The sequence below is a fragment of the Shewanella sp. SR44-3 genome, from assembly GCF_014163735.1.
GTDB lineage: Bacteria > Pseudomonadota > Gammaproteobacteria > Enterobacterales > Shewanellaceae > Shewanella.
Genome location: NZ_JACJDV010000029.1, coordinates 19,794 through 40,958 on the forward strand (window position 1 = coordinate 19,794; position 21,165 = coordinate 40,958).

The 21,165-nt window shown below is 45.2% G+C and carries 14 protein-coding genes; 12 read left to right on the top strand and 2 right to left on the bottom strand.

The features are described 5' to 3' along the window. Nucleotides 1-49: 49 nt before the first annotated feature. Entirely contained in the window at nucleotides 50-2,350 is a 2,301-nt protein-coding gene (mnmC, locus tag H5073_RS13460; RefSeq protein WP_259394901.1) for an FAD-dependent 5-carboxymethylaminomethyl-2-thiouridine(34) oxidoreductase MnmC, read from the bottom strand. 115 nt (nucleotides 2,351-2,465) lie between these two features. On the opposite strand from mnmC, the gene fabB reads away from it, so the two are divergent. From fabB to purF, 9 genes are all read left to right on the top strand, one after another. Continuing rightward, nucleotides 2,466-3,680: a beta-ketoacyl-ACP synthase I gene (gene fabB, locus H5073_RS13465; RefSeq protein WP_182680083.1), complete on the top strand. Its 1,215-nt coding sequence runs from the start codon at nucleotides 2,466-2,468 to the stop codon at nucleotides 3,678-3,680. Nucleotides 3,681-3,838: 158 nt separating this feature from the next. After that, nucleotides 3,839-4,975 (top strand): 4-phosphoerythronate dehydrogenase, encoded by a 1,137-nt coding sequence (locus H5073_RS13470; protein WP_182680099.1) that lies wholly within the window; start codon nucleotides 3,839-3,841, stop codon nucleotides 4,973-4,975. Nucleotides 4,976-4,989: 14 nt separating this feature from the next. Beyond that, nucleotides 4,990-6,006: an aspartate-semialdehyde dehydrogenase gene (locus H5073_RS13475; protein WP_182680100.1), complete on the top strand. Its 1,017-nt coding sequence runs from the start codon at nucleotides 4,990-4,992 to the stop codon at nucleotides 6,004-6,006. Nucleotides 6,007-6,227: 221 nt separating this feature from the next. Further along, nucleotides 6,228-10,985, top strand: coding sequence for a FimV/HubP family polar landmark protein (locus H5073_RS13480; RefSeq protein WP_182680084.1), 4,758 nt, complete (start codon nucleotides 6,228-6,230; stop codon nucleotides 10,983-10,985). A gap of 174 nt (nucleotides 10,986-11,159) precedes the next feature. Beyond that, nucleotides 11,160-11,945, top strand: coding sequence for a tRNA pseudouridine(38-40) synthase TruA (truA, locus tag H5073_RS13485; RefSeq protein ID WP_182680085.1), 786 nt, complete (start codon nucleotides 11,160-11,162; stop codon nucleotides 11,943-11,945). Nucleotides 11,946-12,134: 189 nt separating this feature from the next. Next, nucleotides 12,135-13,445, top strand: coding sequence for a bifunctional tetrahydrofolate synthase/dihydrofolate synthase (folC, locus tag H5073_RS13490; RefSeq protein WP_182680101.1), 1,311 nt, complete (start codon nucleotides 12,135-12,137; stop codon nucleotides 13,443-13,445). A 97-nt stretch (nucleotides 13,446-13,542) separates the two neighbouring features. After that, nucleotides 13,543-14,241, top strand: coding sequence for a cell division protein DedD (gene dedD / locus H5073_RS13495; RefSeq protein ID WP_182680086.1), 699 nt, complete (start codon nucleotides 13,543-13,545; stop codon nucleotides 14,239-14,241). A gap of 116 nt (nucleotides 14,242-14,357) precedes the next feature. Next, the gene (locus H5073_RS13500; protein ID WP_182680087.1) at nucleotides 14,358-14,858 is read left to right on the top strand and encodes a CvpA family protein; all 501 of its coding nucleotides are present in this window, start codon (nucleotides 14,358-14,360) and stop codon (nucleotides 14,856-14,858) included. A 27-nt stretch (nucleotides 14,859-14,885) separates the two neighbouring features. Beyond that, entirely contained in the window at nucleotides 14,886-16,400 is a 1,515-nt protein-coding gene (gene purF, locus H5073_RS13505) for an amidophosphoribosyltransferase (RefSeq protein ID WP_182680088.1), read from the top strand. Nucleotides 16,401-16,514: 114 nt separating this feature from the next. On the opposite strand, the gene H5073_RS13510 is transcribed toward purF, so the two are convergent. Continuing rightward, entirely contained in the window at nucleotides 16,515-17,927 is a 1,413-nt protein-coding gene (locus H5073_RS13510; protein WP_182680089.1) for a TonB-dependent receptor, read from the bottom strand. 178 nt (nucleotides 17,928-18,105) lie between these two features. Here H5073_RS13510 and H5073_RS13515 point away from each other — a divergent pair, with 178 nt between their 5' ends. The 3 genes from H5073_RS13515 (at nucleotide 18,106) to H5073_RS13525 (ending at nucleotide 21,165) form a co-directional block, all read left to right on the top strand. Continuing rightward, a complete protein-coding gene (locus tag H5073_RS13515) occupies nucleotides 18,106-20,052 on the top strand; it encodes a DUF885 family protein (RefSeq protein ID WP_182680090.1) in 1,947 nt (648 codons plus the stop codon). A 645-nt stretch (nucleotides 20,053-20,697) separates the two neighbouring features. Next, a complete protein-coding gene (locus H5073_RS13520) occupies nucleotides 20,698-20,856 on the top strand; it encodes a periplasmic nitrate reductase, NapE protein (protein WP_182680091.1) in 159 nt (52 codons plus the stop codon). A 51-nt stretch (nucleotides 20,857-20,907) separates the two neighbouring features. Continuing rightward, nucleotides 20,908-21,165, top strand: a complete 258-nt coding sequence (locus H5073_RS13525) for a chaperone NapD (protein ID WP_182680092.1) — start codon at nucleotides 20,908-20,910, stop codon at nucleotides 21,163-21,165.

Genomic DNA, 21,165 nt, shown 5'->3' on the forward strand with positions numbered 1-21,165 from the left:
CGTGCGAACCTGATCCTTATCTGTTCAAGCGATCATATTTGGTGTGAACTTACAGTGCTTTGCCTTTTAATAGTTTTCTCATCCACATGCGGTTGGGGTTGAGTAGGGCTAAAGTGTCGGCACTGATGGGCGCGATTTCTCCGCACAATAATGCAGCTAAGCATTCGGCGGCAAGAGGGCCTGAGCTTAAGCCGCGAGAGCCTAATCCGCCTAAGACGAATAAATTGTGGTGCACGGGCGCTGGCGTCTGTTGCCAGTATTGCTGGCACTGCTTGGCGTAACTGTTTTGACTTGCCAGTGGGCTGGTATTGAGGGCGTCATAGCGGTTGATTATTTCAGTGACATCCGGGGCGCAGCCCATCATGGGAAAATGATCCCGGGTCACCATGCGCACGCCCACTCTGGCTTCCATATCTGAGACATCAATATCCTGTGGCCAGCGTAATGCTGGGAAGCTTTGCTGCATCTTCTGGCCATTTTCGCGTTGTTCATCTGGGCAAATATCAAGATGTTTAGGGTCTTTGATATAGCTTGCTCCAACACAATGGCTTGAGTTCATCGCGGGTGTCAGGTAGCCATTGGCGCAAATAACAGTGCTGAGCTGAGTTAATTCACCTTGGCTAGGCACATGGCTAACTTGGCCGCGAAAACCGCTCATCTGTAAGGCTTGGGTTTGCTCAAAGTCGGTAATGCTGGCGCCACTGGCCAGCACGACTTGATGATGCTGAGCAATCATAGTGCTGCCATTATACAAACCCCATAGTGTGGCTTGTGTGTGCTGTTTTGGCTCAAGGGTATCTGGTATTGCTGTATCAGTGGTTGGTGGAGCTATCGCATTAGTTACCGTACTCGTAATTGCGGTGACAGTACAATTTAACTTCACTTCTACATTGGCTAATGACTTGGCTTTTTCAAGGCAAGCACGGGCAAACTCAAAGGGGCAGATCCAGCCACCATTAGGATAGAAAAATCCCGCTTTATCTATACTGACACCTGCGACTTCAGTGGCGTCTTGCGGGTTTAAGGTATAAGCAATTTCATGGGGCCATGATTGACCTTTAACGATTTTATTTAGCCGCGCGTCACTGCGTTCATCAAAGCCGGTTTGCAGCACGCCGCAAAGTTGATGACCGATAGGGTAGCCGTCATTCATAAGGGATAGTAAACGCCGGCGACTAAACAGAAATGCTTGCTGAAAGAATTGACTGAGGGGGCTGTTTTCTGGGGTTAACAGTGGATAAATAGCCCCTTGACGATTACCCGAGGCACCATCGGCTATTTTGTCATCCTGGCAATATAGCGTGATGGGTTTACCGCGCTCAGCTAAAGACAAGGCAAGACAAGCCCCTGCAATACCGCCACCAATGATGGCGATGCTGTTAGTGTCAACTGTGGTTGCATCTCCCTCTGGCGCATTTTTTATAATAGGTTGATCAAGGTGTTTGCCATCCATTCCATTGGCTATTGGACTATGGGCTAACTGATTAATTTGTTGCTGCCGCAGAGCACTGCGCTCGGCAAGGGCAATCAGATTGTCGCTGTTAAGTGTTTGCTGCGGATGTTGTTGATAATGTGAAAAGCCGGCTTGCTCTGCCATGATAATAAGACGACTTTCTGCTAAAGCCTGGTTGCCATTATTGGATAAATATATTGATTTATCATCAAGATATAGGCTTGCTCCGTCTTTACTTAATCGCCCCATTTGCCACAGCTGAGCCTGGGTTAGCGCGTTTGTAATGTGAGGTAGACAGTGCCAATGATCCACTTTACGTTTTGGGGTGATAAGTTGGCTTAAGTTTGCTTGCAGCTCGCCAAAATGCACGTCGATGCACAGCTGGCCTTGCTCAAAAATAAACCGCTGGGCGCCATTAATGCGAGCGACTTCCCCTGCAATAAATTGCTCAGCTTGAGCCATTACTGGAGAGTTGGCACTGAGTAACCCTAACGCTTGCCAATATTGCTTAAGTTCTAAGGCGCTGATGGCATTAGGCTCAAAGATCACTAGCTGAACTTTGGCAGATAAGCTTTTTGTTTGCTTTTTAGAGATGGGCTCGGCGTTTATCCTATCAATATATTGGGCTAGACTTTGCCACAGCATTAACATAGATACGCCATTACCAAGGCCAATTTGCCCTAATGTGAGACAAGCGTCATCAGATTGCATTAATTCTTGAGTATAAAAACCCTGTAAAGCCTTGCTATACTCTTGAGCCTTAGGACAAGTCTCTGTATTGTCTTTATAAAAAATAGAGTAAGTCGCAGGGAAAAGTTCGGCTAATACCGCTAGCGAACGGGGCGATTTGGCTGCATGTGAATAAGAAAAAGGCAAAATAGTGTACTCAAAGTCCATATATTGGCACTATTTTACCTGTGTTTATGGAAAGCTGACCACTTAATTGCGTCAAAGCGGATATGATTGCCGCAGCAAAATTAGGTACTGACATGTACAAAATGGATAGCAAACAATGAAAAGAGTCGTGATAACCGGAATGGGTGTAGTTTCAAGTATCGGTAATAACAAGCAAGAAGTGACAGAGTCTCTTAAAGCTGGCCGAAGTGGTATTACTCATTCTGCTCAATTTGAAGAAATGAAATTACGCAGTCATGTTTGGGGTGATATCAAATTAAACCCAGCTGATCATATTGATAGAAAAGCGTTACGCTTCATGGGCGATGCTGCAGCTTATGCTTATATCGCCATGAAAGAGGCCATCGCAGATGCCAACTTAACGGAAGAGCAATACTCAGATTTCAGAGTGGGCTTAGTGGTTGGCTCTGGCGGCGCTTCATCGAAGAATCAGGTGGAATCCGCTGATACACTTCGCGCCAAAGGCGTGAAGCGCGTCGGACCGTATATCGTGCCGCGCATTATGTCCAGCACCACAAGTGCTTGCTTAGCGACGCCATTTAAAATTAAAGGCGTGAACTACTCAATTAGTTCAGCCTGTGCAACCTCTGCTCACTGTATCGGCCATGCGGCTGAACTTATCCAAATGGGTAAGCAGGACATGGTGTTTGCTGGCGGCGCTGAAGAAGTGGATTGGACCTTGACCATGGGCTTTGATGCTATGGGCGCCTTGTCGACTAAGTACAACGACACGCCTGAGAAAGCCTCTCGTACCTATGACTCAGAGCGTGACGGTTTCGTTATTTCTGGTGGCGGCGGTATTGTGGTGGTTGAAGAGCTTGAACATGCCTTAGCCCGCGGCGCAAAAATCTATGCGGAAATCATAGGTTATGGCGCCTCATCAGACGGTTATGACATGGTTGCCCCATCGGGTGAAGGCGCTGTACGTTGTATGCAGATGGCCCTTGCCGATGTGGATACCCCTATCGATTATATCAACACTCATGGCACCTCAACACCTGTGGGTGATGTGCGTGAGCTTGAAGCCTTAACCCAAGTCTTTAAAGACAAGGTGCCGCCAGTTGCATCCACTAAATCTTTGACTGGTCATGCGCTAGGTGCCGCCGGTGTCCATGAAGCGATTTTCAGCATGATAATGATGGAAAATAACTTTATTGCGCCTAGCATCAATATCGATGTATTAGATGAAAAAGCTGCAGGTATTCCAGTTGTGCAACAAATGCGCGCCGCAGAGTTAACCACAGTAATGAGCAACAGCTTTGGCTTTGGTGGCACTAACGCGACGTTAGTGATGCGTAAGTACAAGTCTTAGTCATGTGTACAAGTCATTAGATTATTCCTGTGTAACATGACAGGCTAGTCTCAGAAATGAAAAGCCAAGCGCCTAGTGCGGTTGGCTTTTTTATGCCCGTTAGAAATCCAATACAAGAGTTGGTGTACAATGCGGGAAAATTGATGAGGGGATGCGTGATGAAAATAGTTGCCGATGAAAACATGCCATTTGTACAAGCCTTATTTGGTGAGCTTGGAGACGTGGTTAGCGTCAATGGCCGTAGCCTAAGTGCTAAGGATCTAAAAGATGCCGATGTGCTGTTAGTCCGCTCAGTGACTAAAGTTGATCAAGCGCTCTTGCAAGATTGCACCAGCCTTAAGTTTGTTGGCAGCGCCACCATAGGCACAGATCATATCGACCAAGACTACCTTAAACATCGAGATATCCCCTTTGCCAATGCCCCTGGGTGTAATGCCACAGGTGTTGGGGAGTACGCTTTTATTGCCGCATTAGAGCTTGCCGAGCGTGAACAGGTTAACCTTAAAGATAAGGTTATCGGCATCGTCGGTGCGGGTAATACGGGGCTGGCAGCGGCCAAATGTTTTTCAGCTTTTGGCAATAAGGTTGTTGTTTGCGATCCATTTAAAACCCAAGACATGCTCGATTTTCCACTCGTTGACCTCGATGAGCTTATTCAACAAGCAGATATCATTAGTTTACATGTGCCATTGACTGAAGCAGGCCCCTATAAAACTTGGTATTTATTTGATAGCGCGCGGCTTGAGTCCTTAAGGCCTAGCACTTGGCTATTTAATTGTTGCCGCGGTGAAGTGATAGATAATCAGGCGTTAATTAAATTTAAGCAGCGCCGTGATGACATTAAACTGGTGCTCGATGTGTGGCAGGGGGAGCCCCATCCCATGGCCGCGTTGGTGCCCTTAACTGAGTTTGCGACTCCGCATATTGCAGGATACAGCTTGGAGGGCAAGGCCAGAGGCACTTTCATGCTCTATCAAGCGTTAGCGGCGACGCTTGAGCTGCCAGTTAACGCATCTTTGGATGAATTATTGCCAACTCACTTTGTGGATCAAATGAGATTAGCCACGCAAACTGAGCTGACTCAGGGACACCTACTCAGCCTTGCTCGGTTGGTATATGACCTTAGGGATGATGATAGAAACTTCAGGCAAGCGTTTAATCAAGCCAATGGTTTTGACCAATTGAGAAAAAATCATACCCATAGACGCGAATTTAGTGCATTGACCCTAGCATCAAGCGGGGGTTGTGAGGTAAATTGGCTCTTAAGACTAGGGTTTTCAGGAGTTGGACGTTAATTATGTCACAAGAAATGGCGCAAGAATTTAATGTAGTAGTGTTGGGTGCATCGGGCGCTGTGGGTCAAACCATGATAGAGATCCTCGAAGAGCGTAACTTTCCAATAGCGAATTTATACCCCTTAGCCAGTAGCCGCAGTGCCGGTGAAACCGTAAGTTTTCATGGTAAACAAGTGACGATTCTGGATGTCGAAACCTTCGACTGGAGCCAAGCTCAGCTAGGTTTCTTCTCCGCTGGTGGTGATGTGTCTGCTAAGTGGGCTCCCATTGCTGCTGAAGCGGGTTGTGTGGTCATCGATAATACTTCACATTTTCGCTATGACATCGATGTACCATTGGTTATTCCAGAGGTCAATCCCCATGCTATTGCCGATTTTCGCAATCGCAATATCATAGCTAACCCAAATTGTTCAACCATCCAGATGTTGGTGGCATTGAAGCCAATCTATGATGCCTTTGGTATTAGTCGTATCAATGTGGCGACGTATCAGTCTGTTTCAGGCACGGGCAAAAAAGCTATTGAAGAATTAGCGCAGCAATGCGCTAAATTATTACAAGGCCTACCTGCTGAAACTAATGTGTACCCAAAGCAAATTGCCTTTAATGCCTTGCCGCAAATCGACAAGTTTATGGAAAACGGCTACACCAAAGAAGAAATGAAAATGGTGTGGGAGACTCAAAAGATTTTTGGCGATGATGAAATCTTGGTTAATGCCACTGCAGTAAGGGTGCCGGTTTTTTATGGTCACTCAGAAGCGATTAATATTGAAACTCTTCAAGCCGTTGATGCAGAAGAGATTAAAGCTGTATTGCGTGATGCACCTGGGGTTGAATTGTTTGAAAGTGACGATGATTACCCAACGGCTGTGACTGAAGCTGCGGGTAACGATGCTGTTTATGTTGGCCGAGTACGTAAAGATATTTCCCATAGTAATGGTATAAATTTATGGGTGACTGCCGATAACATTCGTAAGGGTGCGGCATTAAATAGCGTACAGATAGCTGAGATTTTAATTAGAGACTATTACTGATCCAGTTCTAATCTTTTAATGATTTTAGCCATTTAGCTCTAAAGCCTGCTGTCAGCAGGCTTTTTTTGTTTTACAATTGGCAGCAGTAGCTTGGCAAGGGATTCTGGTTTATAGTCTAGTTGCAGTCATGTTAACGACGTTTATAACCCAAACCTAATAAATACAATTGCCTAAAGCCAGTTGTCAGAAGACAACCTTATAGCGCTAAAAGGGAAAGATTGATGATTTTTCGTACTTCATATTTACTGGGCGCCTTAGCTTGCGCTCTTGTTACCTTATCTGCGGCCAATATCAGCGTACCTGTCCAGGCTGAAACATTGAAAATTACCGGCCCAAATGGTGAAGTAAAACAATCACCTAAGCGTCAGTATGGTCCAACAACCTCCGCCGATACTTTCTGGAGCATCGCTCAGAAGTTGCGCCCCAGCGAAAATATTAGCGTCTATCAAGTGATGGCCGCGCTCTATGATGCCAATCCCCATGCTTTTAGTGGTAATAATTACAACACCTTAGAGCGAGGCATGATTTTATTGGTGCCATCAGAGCAAGTGATGGCCGCGATTCCTGAGCGCTTAGCCAAAGAGCGTGCCGACAGGGATGATCAACGTTTTGCTAAAGCGCCACCAGTCAGACCCCTTGTCCGTGCGCCAGTAACTCCTTCTAGAACCTTACAAATTGTGCCTGACACCAAACCTGAGGTGATTGTTGCTGCAAAACCCATGGTGGATATGGTTGAAAAAAGCTTAGCTGATGACTTAAAAATCAAACTCGAAGCATCTGAACATAAGGTGTTAATGCTTACCGAGGAACTTGGCCGTGCCCAAGATGAGCTGATGGTAAAAGCGGGCGATACTAAAGCGCTAAAAATGAAGCTGGAAGAGTTATCGTTACAAGTTTCAAGCTTAGAAGAGGATTTTTATCAGCTAAATGAGAAGAATCAAGCATTAAAAGTGAGTTATCAGCAGTTAATAGAAGACACCACAAAAGTTGATGAGCCGGTAGTTGAAGAAGCACCGAGTGACTTTTGGCGTACGCTAACTGACAGCACCTTAATTTTAGTGTTAATGGCGGCACTGCCATTATTGCTCATCTTCTTGATCTTGTTTTTAATTATGCGTCGCCGTAGCAAGAAGAAAATGCAAGCGGAAGTGGCAGAAGCGGCGGCGATTGCCGCTGCTGCAAGTGCTGCTTCCATGGCTGATATGCTCGATGATGAAGAGCTTGATGTTGAAGACGATGAAGGCACCTTAGCGGTTCATTTAGATGAAGACGATGCTGAATCATTGGACGATTTATTGGATTTAAGCAGCATCAATCTTCAGCCCGAAGCGGAAATGGGCAGTAATGCTGAAATGGACATGGCATCTGAAATGTTCATCGCAGAAGAAAGCAGCCAGTCCGTTGCAGATGATGACGAAGGCACCTCTCTGGATGATCTTTGGGCGGAGGCAATGGAAGAGCAAGATGAAGAGCTTGAGCCATTAAAACCCGATGACGATGATCTTGATAGCTTTTTCGCTAATTTAGAAGAAGAGCCTGAAGCCACTCCAGTGCCAGAAGATGCCACAGCTGAAAACACCGATGATGATATTGATGCTGTGTTGTCTGAATTTGCTGCTGATGAACCACAAAGTACTGATACAGCAATAGATGCTGACGACGACATAGATGCTATGTTGGCCGAGTTCAATGTGGGGCAGGATGACAATAGCTCAAGTGAGGCGGATGTCGATACCGCTACGGCAGATGATGATATCGATGCCATGCTGGCCGAGTTTGATATCGGCAAAGATGATGGCGCTAGCGCTGAATCTGAACCAGAAATGGAACCAAAGGCATCAACGGAAGCTGAACCAGAAGATGACGACATAGACGCCATGTTGGCGGCTTTTGATTCAAAGAAACAGGCTGGCGAAGAAATAGACAGTGATACCGAGGCCGCGGAATTAGAACCTGCAGAGTTAGAGCCAGAATTAGGGCCAGAGTTAGATGCAGAATCAGAAGCTGAATTAGCCACTGATGCACAAGTTGAAACAGAACCAGAAGATGACGACATAGACGCCATGTTGGCAGCTTTTGATTCAAAGAAACAAGCTGACGAAGAAATAGACAGCGATGCCGACATTGCGGCAGAGTTAGAACCAGAGCTCGCACCAGAAATCGAGTTAGATGCAGAATCAGAAGCTGAATTAGCCACTGATGCACAAGTTGAAATTGAAGCTCAAGCATCTTCAGAAGATGAAGCCGTCGATGATATTGATTCCTTAATTGCCGGACTTGAAACTACCCCTGAAGAGCTTGAAGCCGATGCCATTGCCGCAGAGTTGAATGCCGAACTTGAACTTGATACTGACTCAGATAATGAGCCTTCAGATGATGATCTAGATTCAATGTTGGCAGAACTGCAGAAAAGTCCAGAAGAGATAGAAGCGGCGGCTATCGCAGCTGAACTTGAAGCGGAACTTGAGTCTGACGCACAAGATAACCTTGATGTCCGCTCTGAGGCCGATAAACAATCAGCACCTGAAGCAGACGATATTGATGCTTTACTTGCGGAGCTTGAAACCACGCCAGAAGAGCTAGAAGCTGATGCCATTGCTGCAGAGTTAGATGCCGAGCTTGAGCTCGATGCAGCTCAAGACACAGAAACCTCAGATGATGATCTTGATTCAATGCTCGCAGAACTTGAGCGCACACCAGAAGACGAAACTACTGCTGAAAACGTCGATGCGGGCGAGGCCGCTCAGAAGTCTAATGAGGCTCCTGACGACATAGAGGCTTTACTTGCAGAGCTTGAAACCACTCCAGAAGAGTTAGAGGCCGATGCTATCGCGGCAGAGTTAAGTGCAGAACTTGAGCTTGATAGTGATGCCGATCCAGATGATGAAGTATCCGATGATGATTTGGATTCTTTACTGGCTGACTTTGATACTTCATCAGAAAAAATAGCAGAACAAAGGTTAGCAAAAACATCAGCTGAATTAGAAGTTGAACCAGAAACAGATGTTGATATTCCAGCAGAGCCAGAGCTTGAAGCCGCTTCTGAACCGGCCGTTGAAACTGAAGTCGTTCCTGAAGCTGATACAGAAGTTCAAGATGAGCCAGAGCTAACCTCAGAAGTTAAACCAGAGTCAGATGCTATTGTGGAGCCTGAGGATGAGAGTGAAACAGAATTAGCATCAGAGGCTGAGCGTGAAGAAGCCGAGGCTGATGCAGCTTCTAAAGTCGTCGCCGGATCTGTATTTGAAGAAGTGGAACCTGAAATTGAAGCAGAGGCAGAAGTTGGAGAAGAAACCTTAGCTGAGGTGTTATCTAGCCCTGCTGCTGAAACGACAGAAGACGATATCGATACCATGCTTGAGGAGCTCGACTCTGATACAGCTCCAGAAGCGGAGTCTGAGATCGTTTCAGAAGCAACTACTGCCGTTCCAGATGAACCAGCATTAACCGCTGAAGTTGAACCAGACTCAGACATTGCTGTGGAGCCTGAGGATGAGAATGCGTCAGAATTAGCGCCTGAAGTTGAGATTGAGAAACAACCTGAACTTGCAGTAGCAGCAGAGCCTGAAACAGAAACAGAAGAAGCCGAATCAGAAGAAGCCGAATCAGAAGAAGCCGAAACAGAATTAGCGTCAGCAGTAGAAGCTGAAGAAGAAAGCTTGGAAGAGGTGTTATCAAGTCCAGCTGCTGAAGCCACAGAAGATGATATTGATACCATGCTCGAGGAGTTAGGGTCCGATACAACTTCTGACGTCGATGCACAGCCTAGCTCTGAAGAACCAGCCGCTGACATCGAGCTTGAGGATGAGAGTGCATCAGAATTAGCTGCGGAAGTGGAGATTGAAGAACAGCCTGAACCTGCAATAGAAGCTGAAACAGAAGCCGAGCCTGAAATTGAAGCTGAAGAAGAAAGCTTGGAAGAAGTGTTATCAAGTCCTGCGGTGGATGCCGATGATGACGAAGAAACGCTCGATATTGATACTGATGAACTCGATGCTCTCTTAGGTCAATTAAATCATGCCCAAGAATTAGCCGATTCGGGTGCGGTTGAAGTAACGCAAGAGCTTAACACTGATGAACAAGCATCATTGACTCAGGATGAGAGTATATTCAGCACTGAGACTGACGACGAAATTGATGATATCGATTTTTCATTACTTGATGAAGAAGATGATCTTAATACTAGCGCGGCGCAACCGACAGCCGATCTCGATGAAGCCACAACCGCTGCTGAACTTGAAGCTTTATTGGCCGGCATGGATGACAGTGACGATGTCAGTTTTGACTTTGAAGATGAGGACGAGTCTGATACTGATATTAGTGCAACACCTCAGTTGCAAGAACCAGCGCAAGAGACTGATAAAGCGAAGGAAAATCAATTTTTTAATGATTTAAAATCAAATAAAAAACCTGAAGTATTAGAATCGACTGCGGACGCTAGCGACCCAAAGGCGGCTAAAGTTTACCCAGACGATCCTGATTTCAGTGATGAAAACCTGTTAGCAGCATTTGCGGAAAACGTCGCCTTTAGTGAAGAGGAAGACGTCTTTAGCGTCGAAGATGATTTTGAAATTACAGATGAAAACCTGACTGTTGAAGAAGCATTGGCCGCATTAGATGCCGATGAACATAAAGATTTGTTAAATGAGCACTCATTGGCTAATTTCGAAGAAGAAAATGGCTATATCGACATTAATAAGTTACTGAATGATGCCGATGAAGGTAATGACAGTAGCGATCAATATAAAGATGTTGACGTGGCCATGGATGATAATGAAATTGGTTCCTTGATTGGCAACACTTCTATGATTGATGTTGATGATGAAGAAAACTCAGTGAATGCTAAATTGGATTTAGCAAGGGCCTATATCGAGATTGAAGATGCTGATAGTGCTAGAGCCTTGCTGAAAGAGGTGCAGCTAGATGGCAATGACAGACAAAAATCAGAGGCAAAAAGCCTTATTAAGGGATTAGCTTAAGCGCTGGGGGATCCACATTTCAATCAGATTGGAAGCTACAATCAGCAAGGTTTAGCTTTAGCACCACACTCAGTAAGCTTATTGTTACCTTCGCAAGATAAACTAAAACGGCGCACTGCATGCGCCGTTTTTTTTGTGATAAAATGCGCGCTCTTAAAATGTGAGGATGAGTCAATGCGGGTTGCGTTAGGTATCGAATATGATGGCAGTGATTTTTGTGGTTGGCAGCGCCAAATAGAAGTGGATTCGGTACAAGCTCAGCTTGAAAAAGCCCTTTCTTTGATTGCAAATGAGCCTATCGAGGTGGTATGCGCAGGGCGAACAGATACTGGGGTTCATGGAACTGGCCAAGTGGTGCATTTTGATACTACGGCTATTAGACCTGACTCAGCTTGGACATTAGGAGTTAATGCGAACTTGCCTGACACTATTGCGGTGCGCTGGGCTAAGGTTGTTGATGACAGCTTTCATGCGCGTTTTTCGGCAACCGCGAGACGTTACCGTTATGTGATTTATAACCATAAATTTCGCCCAGGAATATTACGCCATGGTCTGAGCCATTATCACGGTGACATTGATGAAACCTTAATGCATCAAGCGGCACAACAGCTGTTAGGTGAGCATGATTTTACTAGCTTTAGGGCGATGCAGTGCCAGTCTAAAAGTCCATTTCGCAGCATCCATGAAGTGAATGTGACCCGCCAGGGCATGTATATCATGGTGGATATTAAGGCTAATGCTTTCTTACACCATATGGTGCGCAATATTGTGGGTAGTTTGCTTGAAATTGGCCTAGGAAATCGGCCGCTTAATTGGATCTCTGAGTTAATTGCAGTTAAAGACAGAAGGCAAGCGGCAGCTACGGCTAAACCTAATGGTTTGTATTTGGTTGATGTGACCTATCCAGAAGAGTTTGCGATCCCTAAGCTCGCCCTAGGGCCTTTGTTTATGCTGGATTAACAACAATGTTAGCTGTGTCTAAGCTCTTGATTGAGAGTCTGACGTTTAAGCCTAATGCTCGCGTCGCTATTTTATGATTTGTGAATTTTACTAGGTTGGTTTTTATTTATGTCCTCAAATATCCAACAAGGTGTGGCTCAACAAAGGGCTCTGCATAAGACTGAGCAAGACACAGCTACGCCAAGCGTAATGGGCGGCAGTCCATTACCGGGCGCATCATTGAATGATTGGCTCGAGTATTTGCTGTCTATTCATCCGGCAGAAATCGACATGGGTTTAAGTCGCGTAAGTGAGGTTGCCCGTCAATTACAGCTATTGGATTTAGCCCCTGCCAAAGTCATTACTGTTGCTGGCACCAATGGTAAAGGTACCAGTTGCGCCATGCTTGAGTCAGTGCTTAGCTTGGCTGGCAAGCGGGTGGGGGTTTACAGCTCACCGCACCTTATCCATTACAACGAGCGGGTGCGTATTCAAGGCGTAGACGCAACCGATGATGCTTTAATTGCCGCATTTACTGCCATTGAAACGGCGAGAGGAGCCATCTCCTTAACCTTTTTCGAGTACGCGACGTTAGCGGGTCTATGGTTATTTAAAGCGGCGAAACTTGATGTCATCATTCTTGAAGTCGGCCTAGGTGGCCGCCTAGATGCCACCAATATGATAGATGCCGATGTCTGCTTGCTCACCTCTATTGCGTTAGATCATCAAGAGTATTTAGGTTATACCCGCGAGTCAGTGGGGCGAGAGAAAGCGGGAGTGTTTAGGCCTGAGCGCTTAGCTGTGATAAGTGAGCCGAAACTGCCCATAACTGTGACAGATTATGCCGCGCAAATTGGCGCGCCAGTTTGTCGTGTTGGCCACGAGTTTAGCTACCAAAAGCAGCAACAAACATGGTCTTTTCACAGTGGCAATAGGCAGATAGCCGCATTAGCCTTGCCTGTGTTACCGTTAGCCAATGCTGCGGGCGTGGTGGCATTATTAACTCAATACTGGCCTGGAATTAGCGATATACAGCTGAGTGAGGGCATAGCTAAAGCCCGTCTTAGTGGTCGTTTTGAAACGCTGTCAACCTCGCCATTGTTGATTGCTGATGTGGCCCATAACCCTCATGCCGCAGCTTACTTAGCTCAGCAGTTAGCGGTATTTAGTGGTAAGCGCGTACTGGCCTTGTGCGCTATGTTAAAAGATAAAGATATCCAAGGGGTGCTCAGTGAGCTCATGCATGTGATAGACAGTTGGTATTTTGCCAGTTTAGATAATGAGCGCGGTGCAAGTTCCAAGCAGTTAATCGATGCGTTAAATCTAAATAAGAGTGCAAATGTTAGCTTTGATACAGCAAAAATGGATGTCAAAGCGTTAGGGTTCGACACCTTGAGTCAAGCTTGGGAGACGTTATCTATTGATGTGCAAGATGATGATATTATTATTGTATTTGGCTCTTTTTATACAGTTTCAGGCTTTAAAACATTACTTGAGTTAGCGCAGTTCAAAGATGAGTAAACTCGTTTGATAACACATTTATTCGTCAGCGGTGAAGGTGGTTAACAAGCATTGTGGCAATACAACATTTTCTTTTTAAGAAGCAAGGAATCAGCAAGTGACCAGTCAATTTCAAAATAGATTAGTGGGCACCATAGTCTTAGTCGCATTAGGGGTGATTTTTTTACCAGATTTACTTGACGGAAAGCAACGTAAAGTAGAAGAGGTGTTTACCGAAATTCCACTGCGCGCCAATAGTCTAGCAAAAAACACCCAGACTCAGGGAGCTGACGAAGTGTCTGATAAAGACGCTAATACCGCCGCAGAAGATGAAAAATTTCAAGTGCTCAGTGAGCAAAATACCCAGCCCCAGCTTGAAGGCAGCTCACCGCCTATCTCAAACCTTAAGCCTATCAAAATGGTCGATGCATTAGACCTAAGCACAGCTGAAGCAAAAAAGGCGCCTCCTACAAGCAGTAAATCTGCGAATAAACCAGCGAGCAATACAGCCAAAACCGAAGTTAAATCGGTCAGCAAGCCTGCAGTGAATAAACCTGTTAGCCAGCCTAGGGCTAATGTGACCTTACAGTTGGGCGGTTTTAACAGTGCCGACAATGTGGTGGCTTTGGTGGCGCAATTACGTAAAGCAGGCTTTACGACTTACACTTTACCCCGCAATCCTATCGATGGACGCTTAACCAAAGTGTTTGTCGGCCCCGATGTTTCTGAAGCCAAGCTTAAAGCAAGGCAAGTACAGATTGAAAAACTAACAGGGCTAAAAGGTAAGATTGTTCCCTACAATCCCCTTGAAAGATAAGCATTTTATTAACTCATTTTGATAGTGTGATTTATTTATTCGACAAGAGGGTGAGAAACACTCTTGTCTCTGGTAGAATCGCGCCGTCTTAATCTAGATAGTGGATCTCAAGCTCAATGGTATGGATTGATTACGCAATTATCATCCTGATCGGCCTATCAACCCTGATAAGCCTTATCCGTGGATTTGCCAAAGAGGCTATGTCTCTTGTTGTTTGGTTTGCAGCCTTCTTTATTGCCAGCCAATTTTATCTCGACCTTGCGGTGCACCTGACTCAGATGTCAGATGAACTGTTCCGCAATGGCGTAGCCATCGCGATTTTATTTATCACCACCCTCATTCTTGGTGCCTTAATCAATTACCTCTTAGGCCAGCTGGTGTCCAAAACAGGCCTTTCCGGTACCGATAGGGTATTAGGTGTGTGTTTTGGTGCCATTCGCGGTGCCCTTATAGTGAGCGCATTACTGTTTTTTATGGATGCGTTTACCGCTTTTCCCAATTCCAATTGGTGGAAGCAATCTGTGTTAGTGCCTGAATTTGGTGTGGTTATCCAATGGTTTTTTAGCTATTTGGAAAACACCTCCAGCTTTGTACCCAAAAATATAATGATAAAATAGAACATCTTACAATGAGGAAGTTTACCCATGTGTGGTATCGTCGGAATAGTAGGCAAGTCATCAGTTAATCAAACGATTTACGATGCACTCACTGTACTACAGCATCGTGGTCAAGATGCGGCAGGTATAGTTACCGTTGACAAGTATGCGTTTCGTTTACGCAAAGCCAACGGCCTAGTGAAGGATGTATTTGAACCTAAACATATGCAACGGCTGCAAGGCAATGCCGGCATAGGCCATGTACGTTATCCCACCGCTGGTAGTTCCAGCGCCTCTGAAGCCCAACCTTTTTATGTTAACTCTCCCTTTGGTATTTCCCTCGCCCATAATGGCAACCTCACGAATACAGTCGAACTGGCTGAAGGCTTAGTGAAAAAACGTCGTCACGTGAATACCACCTCCGACTCAGAAGTATTACTCAATCTATTAGCCGATGAACTGCAAGAAACTCGTAGCCTAACCTTAAGTGCCGATGAAGTGTTTGATGCTGTGGCTAAGGTGCATGCTCAAACGCGCGGTGCTTATGCTGTGACTGCAATGATCATAGGTCAAGGCTTAGTGGCATTTAGAGATCCTTTTGGTATTCGTCCGCTGATTTTAGGTAAGCATGAAAGTGCAACCGGTACTGAGTACATGGTAGCCTCTGAAAGTGTGGCATTGGATGCTGTTGGTTTTGAAGTGATGCGTGATGTGGCTCCCGGTGAAGCGATATTTGTCACCTTAGATGGCCAGTTATTCACCCGCCAGTGTGCAATTGCTCCTAATTATGCACCTTGTATCTTTGAGTTCGTGTATTTCGCACGTCCAGACTCCACCATAGATAAAGTGTCTGTGTACGCCAGTCGAGTGAACATGGGGGCCAAGTTAGGCGAGAAGATCAAGAAAGAATGGGAAGAGCACGATATCGATGTGGTTATTCCCATTCCCGAAACCTCTTGTGATATTGCCTTAGAAATTGCCCGTTGCATGGATTTACCTTATCGACAAGGTTTTGTAAAAAATCGTTATATTGGCCGTACCTTTATTATGCCCGGCCAAGAAGAGCGGATTAAATCCGTGCGCCGTAAACTTAATGCGATAAACACTGAATTTAAAGGTAAAAATGTGCTATTGGTGGATGACTCCATCGTACGCGGCACCACCTCTGAACAGATCATCGAAATGGCCCGAGAAGCCGGAGCCAAGAAGGTGTACTTTGCCTCAGCGGCCCCAGAGGTTCGTTTCCCGAACGTCTATGGAATCGATATGCCCACCTCTAATGAGTTGATTGCTTACGGCCGTGATGCCGATGAAATCGCCAACATTATTGGTGCAGATGGGATTATTTTCCAAAACCTCACTGATTTAGTGGAAGCTGTGCGGATGGAGAACCCAGAGATAAAGCAGTTTGATACTTCGGTATTTGATGGTCATTACATTACCAATGATGTCGACCAAAGCTATCTGGATCACCTGACGCAATTGCGTAACGATGATGCAAAATTGGGCCGCAGTAAAGATATCGGCACTAACCTTGAGTTGCACAATGTGTGTCATCCTTAAGACGTACAGCAACGAATAACCGTTGTTGTGAGTGAACATGCAGAAAATAAAAAACCAGTGGCCCTAAAGCGACTGGTTTTTTTTATCCCACATTTGTAGCTTTTTTAGCTTGTATTAACCGCGATAACCAAACAGCTTTCTACTGATGATTTCATCAATAACTGGCTGGGGCAAGGCTTGTTGCCATTCGTCTGAGCCTTTAGCAATTTGCTTTAAGACTTCACGTGAGAAAAAGTTAAACAAATTAATGTCGCTGGATTCTATGCTGGTAATAAAACCATTATCCAATAGATGACGGTACAAGTAGCGCAAATTATTGGGCACATTAACTGTGGTTAAATCTTTTAATTCACCGCTTTCGCTGAGCTCAGGGTAGACGAAGACTCGGGTGTGATCGGGGAAAAGTTTACCAAAGCCTTCTAAAATGCCACCTTCAAGGCCACGATAGAAATTCTCATCGAAGATTTGCTTAATATTAATCATGCCCACTACTATGCCGATTTGCAGTTTAGTGTATTGACGGAAATAGGCTCTTAAAGAAAAGTAGCGGGTGTAATCCGACACCATCACATTATAACCGAGTAAGTTAAGCAGTTTCACTCGCTCTATGATGTCCGCTGAAGACATATTGGCATCTTTACCATGGCTATCATTTAAAGAAATTTCCGCGATTACCACAGTGTTTTCCTTGTTAACACCATTGAGTTCGGCAAAGGCTTTTTCACCTTGTTCTATCATGTCAACATTCAGCCGAGTTACAGGCTTAAATGAACCACGGATCGTTAATACATTCTTTTTGTAGAGCATTTCAGCAGGTACTGCCACACTACCATCGGGTTTAAACATGATGGCACGGGTTTTCCAACTGCGAATAAGATGAATGTTTTTAGCACGACTGTCTATGTCTTCAAAATAAGGGCCTTGGAATTCGATGCAATCAATTTCAATCCGATTGGCTTTTAAATCATCGGTTAATGAGTCGATGATTTTTTTAGGATCTTCAAAGTAATAGTAACTCGCGTAGATAAGGTTAACGCCCAGCACTCCAAGGGCTTGTTGCTGCGCCTCGGCGTTATCGTCAAACATACGCACATGCACCACAATGTTTGATGGCTCAGCACCTGGGTACATTTGTACCCTAACGCCGCACCAAGCATGGCACTCGTTATTGCGATTAAAGCTCTTGGCTGCCACAGTGGCTGCGTAAGTGAAATAGCGCGATGATTTAGAGCGCACATTGCCTACACGTTCAATGACTAAATCAAGCTCTTGCTCCATCATGGCCTGTACTCGGGCTTTACTGACGTAACGGCCGTCTTGCTGGACACCGTAAATGGCGTCGGAGAAGGTCATATCATAGGCTGACATGGTTTTTGCAATCGTACCCGCTGCAGCGCCTGCGACAAAAAAGTTACGTGCTACTTCTTGTCCTGCACCAATTTCAACGATAGTACCGTATTTTTTGTCGTCTAGATTTAGACGTAATGCTTTTTCTTTGGTACCGCGAGTGCTCACTTGCTTATTCATGCTGTCTCCAACCTATGGCTTAAGTTACTGACCAATACCTTGCTGCTAAGCTGATATAAGTCTTGCATATCTTAGTGTAATCTTTGAAATTTTTATAGGGTTACCTCAGAATAGATTTTGTTACGGACGCTTAACAGGTATAGTCTAGCGACTATTTTTTGTCTCCCAAGGAAGCCTAATGTTCAGCCCGCGCCTTATTAGTTTCGCTATACTCATTGCCCTTAGTGGTTGCTCACCTGACTCTGACATTCAATCACAACTTTCGGCTCAACAAGACAGCACTACTCAAGGTGTGAGCCAAGAGGCTAACGTCACCGCTGAGCAGCAACTTGATGCTGCCGTTGCACGTTTTGCGGTTAACTTTATTAAATTTCAACCTGCGATGGCGACTTCGCTTAATTTGTCTCAGGCGCAGGCGGGGCACTTTCAGCGTCAATTACCGGATTATTCTTCACCGGGCGTGATGGCGTTTAAGCAGCAAATGCAACAGGCAGCAGATGAATTAGCGGCCATAGACACAAGCTCATTGAATGACAAGCAGCAACAGCATAGATTAATCAATCAGGTTATTAGCGAGTATTATGCTGGACTGGAGAGTTTCAGCGCTGGGTATATTGATACTTGGGCCGGGCACTTGCCGTATATTGTTAACCAAATTAATGGCCCATTAATCGACATTCCGGCCATCCTTGCGGATCAGCAGACTATCAATAACTTCAATGATGCACAGGATTATTTAGCACGGCTGTCAGCCTTTGCATTGATGGTCGGCCAAGTAGAAGCAAAAGTGGCAGATGATGCAAAAGCTGGGGTTATTCTTCCTAAGGCGCTTTTTCCTAATACATTGAAGTTTTTAGCCAATTTCACTGCGGTTCCAGCCTCTGAGCATAGTTTAGTCACAAGTTTTGCTAGTAAGCTTGCCCGCGCCGCAGTAAACAGTACTGACCGCAGCCCAGCTCAAAGTATTGAGCAGAGCCCAAGTACTGAGCTTAGCCCTGAAAAAATACAAGCGTTAGTCGCCAAGGCTGTGGCTCAAGTTGAGACTAATATTTATCCTGCCTATCGCTCACTCAGTGAGTTTGTCGCAGCGTTAGAAGCCAAAGCGCCCACAGACGTTGGTATTTGGGCGCAGCCCAATGGGCAAGCTTTCTATCAGCATGGGATACAATACCTTGCTGATTCCAGCCTGAGCGCCGATGCTATTCATCAATTGGGCATCGAGGAGGTGACTCGGATAACCAAGGAAATGGACAATATTTTAAGTGCCAATGGCTATCGTGAAGGCAGTGTTGGCGAGCGTATGTTAATGCTCAATCAAGAACCTCGTTTCCTGTATGAGAATTCAGATGCGGGTCGCCAGCAACTGCTTAATGATTTAAGTGCTGAGATAGATTTAGTGATGACTAAAGCGCCGTTGCTATTTTCAACCTTGCCGCCTCAAGACGTGGTTGTGAAGCGAGTACCGATTGAAACTCAAGCTGGTGCCGCTGGTGGCTCATATGTGCCTCCTGCGCTGGATGGTAGCCGATCGGGGGTGTACTTCATTAATTTAATGGACATGACTTCAATAGCGAAATATGGTCTTAAAACCTTAACTTACCATGAGGCTGTGCCCGGACATCATTTTCAAATTGCTTTGAACATGCAACAAACTGATATAGGTTTGATGCGTCAAAACGCCTCTTTTAATGCATTTATTGAAGGCTGGGCGTTATACGCGGAACAAGTGGCGTTTGAAATGGGTATGTATGAAAACGATCCTTGGGGTAACTTAGGCCGCTTAAAAGCTGAAGTCTACCGCGCGGCACGATTAGTGGTCGATACAGGACTTCATCATAAAAAATGGAACCGCGAACAGGCAATCAGTTATTTTGCAGCAGCGACAGGCTCAACAGAAGCTAATGTGGCCTCAGCCATCGACAGATATATCGCATGGCCGGGTCAAGCCCTAGGTTATAAGCTTGGGATGTTAAAAATTGTTGAACTTCGAGAGCAAGCTAAAGCCGCATTAGGTGATAAGTTTGATATCAGGCAGTTCCACGACTTAATTTTACTGCCAGGGGCGCGGCCTATGAGCGTCGTCGAAGCCGATGTCCAAGAGTGGATAGCCAGTAATAAGGCCTGATTCCTACCTTGTGATGCACGCTTTTAATTTATCGCCATGTCGAGCCTCGATGTGGCGATGTTTTATCACCTTCTACACAATATAGCGTAGCCGTACCATCACAATTAACCGCAATTACTACACTGAGTTAGCCTTATTCTACTTAATTTTCTCTCATCATATTTTTCGCCTATACCCTTGTGCCTAACTTAGGTCTTTTCCTTGATGTTGCCTTGGCATTAGTCTTCGCTAAATTATCTCAACATAAAGTGTGAGCCAACACTAAGTTTGATGCTAAACCCGTATTTTTTTTACGTGTTTTTCTTATACTGGTTTAAATCAGGTGTCGTTATCGGTAATAACTGGTCATCGCTGTTCTATAATTTACCTTGTTGTGGCTTGAGTGGCCTTACTGGGCCTGTTTATTTAGACCATTTACATAGATCACAGAAGCCATGGCAAATACCGATATCAATGGATGAGATAAACACAGATATTTGGCGGTTTGTTTCACACAAGACTAGAGTTTACTGATCTGGATCAAGTCACAGTGAGTTAGGCCCGTAGCAGCACAGAGACTGGCTGTAAATTGGCGATAAACTTCATATGCATAGCGCTTGAATACAGAGTCAACCACGCCGTAAGGTGTTAATGCTGGGAGGGTTCATGAGTCAGAACACACAAGTTGAGAAAAAAACTGAGTTAAAAATATTCGTATTTCTAACGGTTTTTTTAGCGCCAATTTTGGCAGTGCTGTTTGTCAGCGCATTGGGTTTTAGTATCTGGTTTAGTCAAATACTAATGGGCCCGCCTGGAGCTGGCTAAGTACGGTTGATAGCCGTAGAACAATAATCAATAACAAAGAGATGCAACTTAATGAGCAATGAACTTCACGTAACCAGCCTAATTGTTCAAGTCAAACCTGAGATGATGACTGAGGTGAGACAAGCCATTTTGGAAAACAAACGGGCGGAACTGTCAGTGAATAATGACGTTAAATTAGTCGTGGTATTGGAAGGCGCAAATCAAAAATCCTTGTTGGATGACATTGCGGTCATCAATGCTATGCCAGGCGTCTTAACGGCCACCATGGTGTATCACCAATGTGAAGTGCTTGAAGAGGGTGAAATATGA